The 3,134-nt window shown below is 58.3% G+C and carries 4 protein-coding genes; 2 read left to right on the forward strand and 2 right to left on the reverse strand.

All coding sequences use genetic code 11. The annotated features are described in order from the left end of the window. Positions 1-60: 60 nt before the first annotated feature. Both WBQ77_RS01895 and WBQ77_RS01900 read right to left on the reverse strand, forming a co-directional pair. The gene (locus WBQ77_RS01895) at positions 61-264 is read right to left on the reverse strand and encodes a dodecin family protein (protein ID WP_424058691.1); all 204 of its coding nucleotides are present in this window, start codon (positions 262-264) and stop codon (positions 61-63) included. Between the two features lie 320 nt (positions 265-584). Then, positions 585-1,517: a L,D-transpeptidase gene (locus WBQ77_RS01900; RefSeq protein ID WP_424042362.1), complete on the reverse strand. Its 933-nt coding sequence runs from the start codon at positions 1,515-1,517 to the stop codon at positions 585-587. A 174-nt stretch (positions 1,518-1,691) separates the two neighbouring features. Here WBQ77_RS01900 and WBQ77_RS01905 point away from each other — a divergent pair, with 174 nt between their 5' ends. Next, a complete protein-coding gene (locus tag WBQ77_RS01905) occupies positions 1,692-2,372 on the forward strand; it encodes a hypothetical protein (RefSeq protein WP_424042360.1) in 681 nt (226 codons plus the stop codon). Between the two features lie 28 nt (positions 2,373-2,400). Further along, the gene (locus WBQ77_RS01910; RefSeq protein WP_424058693.1) at positions 2,401-2,973 is read left to right on the forward strand and encodes a hypothetical protein; all 573 of its coding nucleotides are present in this window, start codon (positions 2,401-2,403) and stop codon (positions 2,971-2,973) included. Positions 2,974-3,134 lie beyond the last annotated feature (161 nt).

The raw sequence follows: 3,134 nt of genomic DNA on the forward strand, positions 1-3,134 counted from the left end.
ACGCCTTGGGGGCGTCCGCCACGGAGCCAAGTTTTGTCCCGGAACTGGGCAAGACCTCTGCTAGCTCTCAACCTCGAACGTAACTTTGCATGTGACACGATACCGTTTGATCTTGCCACCTTCGACAGTCGCCGCGTGGTCCTTGACCCAAACAGAGCGGATGTGTTTGACGGATTTTGCGGCCTCGGTCACAGCCTCTTGAGCGGCGTCCTCCCAACTCTTGTCGGAGTCACCCATCAGTTCAATGACTTTGAGCACAGACATAATTCAGATCCTTCTCGCTTGATGTTGGTTACTAGTGTCTAGACGCTCGGTGCGTTCCTGGCGGCTATACCCATGAGCGCTGCCGGCTGGATCCCACCTGATCCCTTGTCTGCCATTCCAGCGATGCTGCTTGGCGTGCCTTGGAGCTACCTGCTGACACAGCTTGTCGGATAGCAATCCTCCGCCCTAAACGTCGCCCTGCTTGCGGTAGCGATGGCCTCGAATGCCGGCCTGATATGGCTGGCCGGCTATGTCTTAAGCCGTCACTAGCTTCCGGTTCCAGCAAACTGCGGCGCCGTTGCGCTTAAGGAGTGCCAAACCTAACCGTGAGCCATGACGACAAAGCCGCGCTTGGACCGCGTGGTAGAGTGCAAAGGCGCATCGGTCATTACCAGGACCAAGCCAGGATGCATGAGACCAGCAATCTGTTTGGCAAGCTTCTCGTCAGATTGAATACGTCCAATGAGGTCTTCGGCAGACGCGTTTGGCCCCGCCGTGTGCCGGATCGCATGCCAGCTGGCCGAACGGCCATTCTGATGAGGCGCTACCAAGACAAACACGTGTGATCCGAACGGCTCGTTGGGGCGATGGATCTTGATGGGTCCCTTCGTGATGACGTTCCCGTCTTGGAGCACATACAGCTCCCGATCGGTGCGGCTAACCAATAGAGAAACCGCGTGCTGCATGTTTTCGTGTCGCTCCTTAGGGGGCAACTTCTTCTTTTTGAGACTTCTAACGGATGTGTTCATCTCCTTTGCGGCGAGAGAAGACAGGATCGGTCCGGGATGGGTCACAGAAGCCAGCTCGCTGTGGTCGTTGGCGATGATGACCGGCGTGCCCACATGCGTGACAGTAAACAGTAATTCGGAAAACTTGAGCGGCAGCCGAACACACCCATGTGAAGCCGGGTAGCCTGGAAGGTTGCCCGCGTGCAGTGCGACCCCCTTCCACGTGAGCCGGTTCATGTTCGGCATCGGCGCATTGTTGTAGGTGCTCGATCGATGGTGCTTGTCTTTCTCAAGGATGGTGAAGACCCCGGTCGGAGTGGAGTGACCCTTTTTGCCCGTCGAGCACGTCGAAAGCCCGATGCGGACGCCGCCGCGATAAACGTGTACGAGTTGGTCAGGCAGGGACACGATGATGGCGACCGGGCCGCTCGGCGACTTCTCTGGCATCCACAGGAACTCGCCTGGTTTCAGATTTGCGACTTCTCGGGCGGCAACCGCAATCACATCGAATGCGGCTAGACTCATGGCTGCCGTTGCTAAAGTTCCTTTGAGAATCGCCCGTCTATCAAAGCCTGATCCCATTTCAACCCCTCGGTATGTTGTCGTAAGACGGGCGTAATTTGCGCCACAATTGGACAATAATCAGGCGGTCTCAGACATTTCGTGTTTCTGTATCGATACGATGGATAAGATCTCAAGATGCTCCAAGCCTTGACATGTACGCCTCTCCTGATTGCGGCACTCCTTGCCTTCATGGTTTCGCCGGTACTCGCCCGCGAGGAGATCCGCACTGAAAAAGTTCACTTCAAGCACGGCGCAAGCAGCGCCACCATCAAGGGCAAGATCAAAGGTTACGAGGGCGTCGACTACGTTCTTGAGGCCAGCAAGGGCCAACAGATGAATGTCAGCATGGCCACGGACAATGGTGCCAATTACTTCAACATCTTGGCTCCGGGTGAGAACACAGTGGCTATGTTCGTTGGTTCCACCAGCGGCAAACAGTTCGAAGGGACGCTACCGAAGAGCGGCGCTTATAAGATCCGTGTCTACATGATGCGAAGTGCGGCGCGCCGAGAGGAGGTTGCGAACTATCGCCTTGAGATGATCGTAACGGGGGCACCTCAGAAGGCCGGAGCCAGCACCGACGCCAAGGCAAGCGCAGCAAAGGGCGGAATGCCATCAAAGGATGAACAAGCCTGTCTGCAGGCCGTCTCGATGAAGACCAACAATGGAGACGTAACGCTGCTACGCACCGAAACGTCGGAGGCAAACAATCTCGTTGTTGTCGGCGTGGGACCGGACAGGGCCCCATGGCGTTGTCTTGTCTCGAGGGGTGTCGTCGCCGAAGTCATGTCGATGACGGACGACGGTGCTCTTTAGGTTTTCGATTTTCAATCAGAGGTGAAGCATGAAAGCGTTCTACGGACTTATCGCAATTTCCTTGGTTGTCTCTCTGACGGCTTGCTCTGAGGAGGCCTCAGAGGTGAAAGACAGCGCGCCTGCCGCCAAGACGGAAGACTCGGCCAGCAAACCTGAGGCCACGCCTGCGCCCGCGGCGCAGACCGAGGCTCCCGCAGCCCAGAGCCAGCCAGCACCCGCCCAGGCGGAAGCGCCGGCCGCCCCCGCTGACGACGGAGCTGGCGCCATGGATGGTGCTCCTGAAGCGGCCCCCGCAGACGATGGCGCTGGTGCCATGGACGGCGCTCCGCCGGCCGCGGCTGGCAGCGAGACCGAAGCGGTGATCGGCAAGCTCGGCCTCGGCTGCAAGAACCGGGTTCTAGAGCAGTTTGATGTGCCCAATTCGGATATCACTGTCCGCCCGGGCGCCACGCTGCAGCAAGACATCGACTCGGGCGCAATGACCGTTGCCGATCTGAAGAAGGACGGTGCTTCGTTCAACTGGGAGGTCTCCGGCAAAAACGCCAGCGGCTACTGCAACGTCGATGGCAGTGGCACCATTACCGAATTCAAGCAATGGTGATCTACGATCCTGATCGGGAAATCGCCGACCACGCAGCATAGGTAAGGCGGGCGCAAGCGGCGAACCAGCCCTAGCCGCCGAACCGGTGAGGAATTGCAGCAGGATGTGATGGCCAGCCGGGGCCGTGGGGCCGAAATATTGGGGCACGGAGCCGTGCACAC

Source organism: Methyloceanibacter sp. (assembly GCF_049590335.1).
Taxonomy (GTDB): Bacteria; Pseudomonadota; Alphaproteobacteria; order Rhizobiales; family Methyloligellaceae; genus Methyloceanibacter.